Origin of the sequence: Nocardia sp. CC201C (assembly GCF_030010695.1) — a bacterium.
Classification (GTDB): Bacteria; Actinomycetota; Actinomycetes; order Mycobacteriales; family Mycobacteriaceae; genus Nocardia; species Nocardia otitidiscaviarum.
Window position 1 is genome coordinate 1 of sequence record NZ_JASCXP010000358.1, and the last position, 7,900, is coordinate 7,900.

At 70.0% G+C, this 7,900-nt stretch carries 3 protein-coding genes; 1 reads left to right on the forward strand and 2 read right to left on the reverse strand.

Features of this window, described 5'->3' with window-relative positions:
* On the reverse strand, nucleotides 1-5,409 hold a 5,409-nt coding region (locus tag QK444_RS28205), incomplete at its 3' end, for a carboxyl transferase domain-containing protein (RefSeq protein WP_282785179.1).
* Nucleotides 5,410-5,632: 223 nt separating this feature from the next.
* Between QK444_RS28205 and QK444_RS28210 the strand changes: the two genes are divergently transcribed.
* Nucleotides 5,633-6,010, forward strand: a complete 378-nt coding sequence (locus tag QK444_RS28210) for a hypothetical protein (RefSeq protein ID WP_282785180.1) — start codon at nucleotides 5,633-5,635, stop codon at nucleotides 6,008-6,010.
* A gap of 710 nt (nucleotides 6,011-6,720) precedes the next feature.
* Here the strand turns inward: QK444_RS28210 and QK444_RS28215 are convergent.
* Nucleotides 6,721-7,797: an AraC family transcriptional regulator gene (locus QK444_RS28215; protein ID WP_282785181.1), complete on the reverse strand. Its 1,077-nt coding sequence runs from the start codon at nucleotides 7,795-7,797 to the stop codon at nucleotides 6,721-6,723.
* Nucleotides 7,798-7,900 lie beyond the last annotated feature (103 nt).

The following is a 7,900-nucleotide window of genomic DNA, read 5'->3' on the forward strand; positions in this document are numbered from 1 at the left end:
GATGATGGCGTCCACCGAGCCGACGTCGACGGCGCGCTGGATGTCGTGCACACCGTCGAATTCCGCGGCCACCTCGCCGAGCTTCTCCGCGCGGACCGAGGCCCGCAGCTCGTCGAGTTCCGCCGTCAGCGCCGCGCGATCGGCGCCGATGGCATTGGCGGCCCGCTCCTGCAACTCCCGCACCCGCGCATCGCCTGCCGTGCGGGCGTTCACCTCACCGGAGAACACCACCGCCGCGGCGGGCGCGCCGCCCAGCACCGAGGCGTAGGAGCCCTCGATGGCGAGTACGGTCATATTCGGATTGAGCGCCTTGGAGAACACCACGAACGCACCGCCGTGATACCGCGAGATGACGCAGAACACGATCGGCCCGTCGAAATTCACGATCGCCCGGCCGATCTCGGCGCCGTACTCGAGCTGCAACTTGCGCATGGACTCCGGGGAGCCGTCGAAACCCGACAGATTCGCCAGCACCACCAGCGGCCGGTTCCCACTGGCGGTGTTGATCGCGCGCGCTGCCTTCTTCGACGAGCGCGGGAACAGCGTTCCCGCCGTGTAGGTGTCGGGTCCGTCGGTGGCCGGGAAGCCGCGGCGCGGCACCCCGCGGGACTCGATACCGAGCAGGCACACCGGAATCCCGCCCAGATGCGCGTCCTGCACCACCGCGGTCTCGGCGTCGGCCATCCCGGCCCAGCGCTCCAACACCGGGTGGTCCTGGTCGGCCAGCGCCCGCATGACGGTCCGAATGTCGAAGGGCTTCTTGCGATCCGGATTGGCGGTGGCGGAGAAGATCTCACCCACGGTGGTGAAATCACTGCCCGCCAGCGTATGCGGGAAGGAGGAGACGTCGCGGTCGACCGGGTCGGTGGTCCGCGCCCGGCGCGGCGCCTGCTCGCCCGGGGCCACATAGGTGTGCTCGTAGTGCGACATGAGCACATCGCGGGCCGCGGTCAGGTTCGGCACCCAGTACTGCGCCTGCCCGTTCGGACCCATCACGCGGTCGTAGCCGCCGATGCCGAAGTTGTCCTCGGCCGAGACGCCGCCGGAGAAGTCGAGGGACTGCTTGCCGGTGAGCACCATGGCCGAATCCGGGGTCATCACCAGAATGCCCTTGGTGTGCATGAGCATGGTGGCCTCGGCGTTCCAGTACGGCTGCGCGCCGACATTGATGCCCGCGACCACGATATTGATCTCACCGCCGTCCTGGGTGAACTCGACGATGCGTTTGAGCGCGGCCGCCACCCAGTCCATGTTCTCGGTACCCGACTCCATGGAGATGCGCGCGCCGGAGGACAGCGCGTACCACTCCAGCGGCACCCGCATCCGCTCCGCCAGATCCAGTGCCGCGATCACCCGGCGGCATTCCGGTTCCGACAGCGCGCCGAGGGATTTCGTCGGATCACCGAGCAGCACCACGCGGGTGACGCCCTGCGGGTGCAGTTCGGTCGGGGTGGTGACCACACCGGCGACCATGGCCGCGGTATTGCGCCCCTTGGCCCGATCCACCGGCACCAGGGCGTGGTCGGCGTCGAGGTCGTATTCGGTGAATTCCCCGAGCAGACCGGTGAGCTCGTACGGGTAGACGGTATTGCGGCTGCTGGCGCGCAACACCTTCTGCCGGTAGGCGTCGATCGGCTCGACCGCCTCGTCGGTGCGCTCGCCCACGCTCACCTGTGGGGTGCCGGTGGCGTCGAAGGAGATGCGGACCGCGACCTTGGTCAGCTCACCGCTGCGCGGATCGCGCTGCCGGGCGATGAGCAGGATCTCCTCGAGGTTCGCGCCCACCGTCATCGGCAGCACGTGCCCGCCGATCACCGTCTCCAACTCCTCGCGGGTGACATCCACCGGGGGCCAGATGTACATGACGATGCGGTTGGTGTTGAAGCGCTTGGCCGACGGCCGCTGGGCCTGTGCCCGGCGAATCGAATCCAGGCAGGTGGCCACCGCGATCTCGGCCGTCGGCAGCGCCAGCAGGCGGCCGTCGTGCTCGCGCAGCGCGGCCAGGTCGCGCACCTGCGCGAAGGCGATGAGCCGTTCGTCGGAGGGGTTCTCCTTGGCGACCGCGCGGAACAGGTACACCTCGTCGTTGTCCGAGGACGGCAGTCGGGTCAGGTCGAACTTGCGCAGCCGCTTCATCTGCATGCGCTGCGCGATGAACGGATGCAGGCCGCGGATGAGCCGCTCCTCCGCCATCCCGGTCGCCGACGGCCGGAAGGTGAAGTGATGGTGCATGACCGCGCCGCCGCTGCCCGCGACGGTGGTGGTGATGCGGTGCACCTGATTCGGAAGTGATTGCGCGGCAAGCTTTTCCTGCAATGCCGCGGCCATGGCCTCGAAGTCCTCCGGCTGGTTCTCCCAGCTGAGGTAGATATCCGCCTCGATGGAGGCCGCGCCGCCGGACAGCTCGGCCAGCCCGCGCAGCGCGGTGTCGAGCGCGTCGAAGCGCACCGCCGCCGACACCAGGGTCAAACCGCGGCGTTCGGCGACGACGTAGCGGCAGCCGCCGACCTCCTCGGCGCGCACCCCGATGAGGTCCTTGTTGCCGTAGTAGCGGCGGGTCAGCACCTCGAGCATGACGGTGTTGTCCACGCTGCCGCGCACCAGACGCTGGCCGAGCAGCTTCACCAGCGGCTCGGTGCTGCGCACCATCTCCGCGATGCGGTCGGCGCGATCCGGGGTGTCCGGATGCGCGTCGAGGTAGCTGAGCTGTTTGCGCACATTGGTGTACACGCGGGCGCGGTTGCGCCGCAGCAGCGGCAGACCGAACCAGGCGTACACCACGCCGCGCGCCAGATCCGCGATCACCGGGAAGCGCACCTGGGTGGCGACCACCAGTCGCTCCAGTACCAGCCCGACCGGTTCGCGCAGCGCCTGATCCGGCACCGGCTCCCGCAGCCATTCGCGCAACAGGGTGGTGATGACGGTGACGGTGTCGGACGGGCGCTGCTGGGCCAGGAAGACGCGGAACACCGCGCCTTCGAGGTCGGGCGTCCGGTCCAACTCGGTGACGCCGTAATGGCTCAGCGCCTGGGACAGCTTGGCGCGGTAGGAATCCGGCAGACCCGCCCGCTCCGCGTCCAGGCTCTGCAGATAGCTGTGGAAGTACTCGCGGGCGCTGTGCACGTGCCCGTGGCCGCCGTCCTCGTCACCGGAGCGGTTGTGGCTCAGTTCGGCGAGATCGGCGAAGACCTCCAGCAGTTCCAGTTCCTCGGCGAGCGGGCGGCGGTTGTCCGCGATGGCGGCCCGCCGCGCGGTCAGGTAGTCCTCGACCACCCGGCGCTCATCGTGCGGGTCGACGTCGAAACCGAGCAGCAGGCTGCGCAGATCCTGCATGCCGCGCGCCAGCCGCTCGTGCGGCAGCACCGGCGCGGCCTCGCCGGGCAGGTCCAGGTCGACCGCGGCGGCGGTACCGGTTTCGTCCTCTTCGCCGTCCTCGACCAGCGGCTCCAGCCGCAGCAGCGGCGCGCCGGTCTCCACCTGGGTGCCGACCGAGACCGCGCATTCCTTGAGCCGGGCGCGGAACGGCGCACGCAGCACCGTTTCCATCTTCATGCTCTCCAGCACCAGCACCGGTGCGCCCGCCTCGACCTCGTCGCCGACGGCCAGCGGGGTGGCGACCACCAGCGCGGGGGCGGGTGAGCGGACGACACCGCCCTCGTCGCGGCTGATGCGGTGCGTGACGCCGTCGAGTTCGACCAGGTGGATCGGCCCGTGCGTACCGGTGATCAGGCGATACCGGGTGCCGTTCACCACGATCTGCCCGGCGTGGCTGTCGAAACGCTCCAGATCGACGTCGGCGGTGCGGATATCGCCACCGGACTCGATGCCGATGCGGAAGCGGTGCGCGCCGATCCGGGCCACGCGCACCCGATAGCCGACGCCGCGCAGCTTCAGGTCGCAGGGGCGACCGCTCTGATGCTGCACCTGCGGGCGTCCGCCCGCCGCCGTGGACAGCAGCCGGTGCCGCTCGACCCGCTCGTCCTCCTCGTAGGCGTCGATGGCGGCCGCGGCCAGCGCGATGGCGGAGTGGCGGTCGGAGACCAGGCGGCCCTCGCCGCGCACCCGGTCGATCCAGCCGGTGTCGGCGCTGGCGTCGATCACCTCGGGCTGGTTCAGCAGCTCGAGCACGAAACTCTTGTTGGTGGCGCCGCCCTCGATGACGACCCGGGTCTCGGTCAGCGCGCGGCGCAGGCGGCCCAGCGCCTCGTCACGATTGCGGCCGTAGGCGATGATCTTGGCGATCATGGAGTCGAAGTCGGCCGGGATGGTGTCGCCCTCGCTGACCCCGGTGTCGACCCGGATGCCCGGCCCGGCGGGCAGATTCAGCCGGGCGATGCGGCCCGGGGCGGGCGCGAAGTCGCGGTCGGGATCCTCGGCGTTGAGCCGCGCCTCGATGGCGTGGCCGCGTTCGGCCGGGGGCTCACCCTCCAGCTTGCCGCCGGAGGCGACGTGCAGCTGTGCTCGGACCAGATCGAATCCGGTGGTGCACTCGGTGATCGGATGCTCGACCTGCAGTCGGGTATTGACCTCGAGGAAGGCGAACAGCTCGTCGCCGGGGTGGTAGAGGAATTCGACGGTGGCCGCGCCGCGGTAGCCCACCGCGACGGCCAGTCGTTCCGCCGACGCCTTCAGCTCGGCCGCCTGATCGGGCCGCAGCACCGGCGAGGCCGACTCCTCGATGATCTTCTGATTGCGCCGCTGCACCGAGCAGTCGCGCACGCCGAGCGCCCACGCGGTGCCCTGACCGTCCGCGATCACCTGCACCTCGACGTGCCGCGCGCCGGTGACGAGGCGCTCCAGGAACACGACACCGCTGCCGAACGCGCGCGCGGCTTCCTGCCGGGTGCGTTCATAGGCATCGACGAGTTCGGCCTCGCTGGTGATCTTCCGGATGCCGCGCCCGCCGCCACCCGCGGTGGCCTTCAGCATCAGCGGGTAGCCGATCTGCTCGGCCGCGGCGACCGCGTCCTCCACCGTCTCGACTCCGCCGCGGCTCCACGGCGCGACCGGCACGCCGACCTCCTCGGCGATCAGCTTGGCGCCGATCTTGTCGCCGAGCTTGCGCATGGCCTCGGGGCTCGGGCCGATGAAGGTGACGCCGATCTGCTCACACAGTTCCGCGAAGGCCGGATCCTCGGCCACGAAACCCCAACCGACCCAAGCGGAGTCGGCCTTCGTCGCGAGCAGGGCCTGCTTCAGCGCCTTCAGGTCCAGGTACGGGCGGGCGGACGCGGGACCCAGGTCGTACGCGATATCGGCCTCGCGCACGAACGTCGAATTCCGATCGACGTCGGTATGCAACGCGACGGTCTCGATCGTCGATCCGGTCTCCGCAGCCAGGTCCCGAACAGCATGGATGAGACGCATGGCGGCCTCACCCCGGTTCACGATGGCGACACGGCTGAACACTCGCCGACTCCTTCCCACTCCACTACGTTGGCCCGATCGGGCGAGATGTGCGACTGGCTGTCCCGGGTAGTCTGCACCCTTACCCCACACATATGTACATGCGAGTCCGTGTTACCCGCGCGTATCGTCTCCGAATCGACGGTGAGCACGACGTCCGGGCAGCCCTGGCCGCGCGCCGAAACCGACCGACGGGGCACCCGAAAACCCCGCCGCACCGTGGGAGGTGGACCCCCTGACCGACATTCTCGACCTACTGCACGCCCGCTGTGCCGAAATCTCCGCCGAGGCGATCCTGCGCGGCGAGGGCCACCCGACCGTCACCCTCACCACCCGGGAGGTCGCCGATCTGCTCAACCGGATCACCGAGCTGCGACGCCACCACACCGACCTCGTCCACGCCCACCGCGACCTCACCGCCCGCCACAGCCTGATCAACCAGACCGTCCAGGACGCGACCACCGCCCTCACCCGCATCACCACCGCCCTGGAGCAACGCACCGCCCACCCGGAGGCCCGCACCCGCCAGGTCCACACCATCGCCCGCGTCGCCGCCGAACGACTCGCCGCCGCGCACCCACACGGCGACGACGCGGTGCGCTGACCTCCGTCCCCGAGAGGCCGGTAGGCCACCGCACCCGAACGCACCGCCTACGCACGGCCGGGACCCCCGCGTTCGAACGGCCCGGATTCGCAACGGGCTCGAACGAGCCCTCCGGTTGGTCGGCGACGCGGCCGACGGTGTCATCCTCACCAGTTCCACTCCCGCCGCCGTCATTCGCGACAGCCAGCCGGGTTCGAGCGGAGGTCAGCGCTCGGCGGCAACCCAGCACTCGGTCGGGAACCTGGACTCGACAGGAAGAACATCGCGCTATCGCCACCCCAGCATTCGCTCCATCCCTGGGCTCGAGCGGAAGCCCTGCGGTCCAGGCGATCCCACGCGGCAGTGGGCTTCGCTGCGCGGTGAGAGCGTTCCCGGCAGGGGGAACCGTGCGGCAGGGAGCGACAGCGCAGCAGCAGCGGTGCCGACAGCGGCAGCGGTGCCGACAGCGGCAGCGGTGCCGACAGCGGCAGCGGTGCCGACAGCGGCAGCGGTGCCGACAGCGGCAGCGGTGCCGACAGCGGCAGCGACGACAGCAGCAGCAGTGCCAGCAGCGGCGGCATTCTCGGTAGCGCGGGATCCGGGCCCACCCACGAGGACAATTCGGTGTCGGAGGCAGGTCCGCGGGGCGCGAGTTTCACCGATGGCGAGGGTGTGCCGCGTGGGACGCAGCGGCATTCTCGGCTCAGCATCGGATTCGGTCCGCGGCGGGATCAATCCCGGTGTGGGTTCGGACTTTTCGCCCTATCCGGCCCGGAGCCGTTGCGGCGGGGCGCGATCTGCTCGGCGCGGGCGAAGCGGCCCGGGGTCTGTCCCGTCCACTCCCGGAACGCGGCCGTGAAGGCCGATGGGCTGGCGTAGCCCAGGCGGTTGGCGACGGTGTCGACGGTGAAGCCCGCGGCGAGCAGTTCCTCGGCGAGCATTCCCGTTGTCTCACAGACCAGTTCGCGGAAGGTGGTGCCCTCGTCGGCGAGGCGGCGGCGCAGCGTGCGCACACTCATGTGCAGATCCGCGGCGACGGCAGCCTGGTCGACCGCGCCGCCGCGCCGGACCAGCAGGGCACGCACCTGTCCGGCGAGTCCGATGCGCGCGCGGCGGCGCTCGACCAACCGCTCACACATCCGCTCGTACTGACGGCGCAGCACCGCGTTGGCCTGCGGCATGGGCCGCTGCAGATCCGCGCTGCGCAGCACGAGTACGTCGGCGGGTCGGTCGTAGACGATGTCGGCGATACCGAGCAGCACGCCGACCGCCTCGTAGACCGGCGCGTAGGGCAGCGTCACCTCGAGCCGTTCCACGGGCACGTCCCAGCTCAACAGCTCCCGCTGCACGGTGCGCACCAGTGCGAGGTCGCGCTCGATCGCGAAGCGCCGCACCCGCGCGGGCACGGTCTCGGAGTCCAGCCGCACCAGCACCCGATCCCCCGTGTCGGCGAGGCTGAAGCGGGTGTAGGCGAAGGAGAGATCGGCATAGCGGGCCCACAGTTCGGCCATCTCGCGTACGGTCGAGCAGCTGCTCAACGCGATGCCCAGGCTGCCGAGCATCGGCAGGTGCACGGAGAAGCCGGCCAGCAGTCCCAGCCCTGGTTCGTCGCCCGTCACGGTGAGGATGTTGTCGACGATCCGGAACTCCTGCGCGATGTCGATCTCGACGTCCGGATCCTCCAGATCCGCGGCCGCGAGCCCGGTTCCGGCCAGCGCCTGTGCGGCGGTCATCGACCGGTTACCCGCGTAGTCGACGAGTACCGCCGCACTGTGTATCGAACGCACACACCATGAGTCGACGAGCATGCCGCAGATGATCTCCCATCGGACAGCGAGCGTGACGCAGTTCAGCAATTACATAGCTAATTCAAGAACATCCGGGCGTGTCGCACCCGCACCCGTGGCCGAA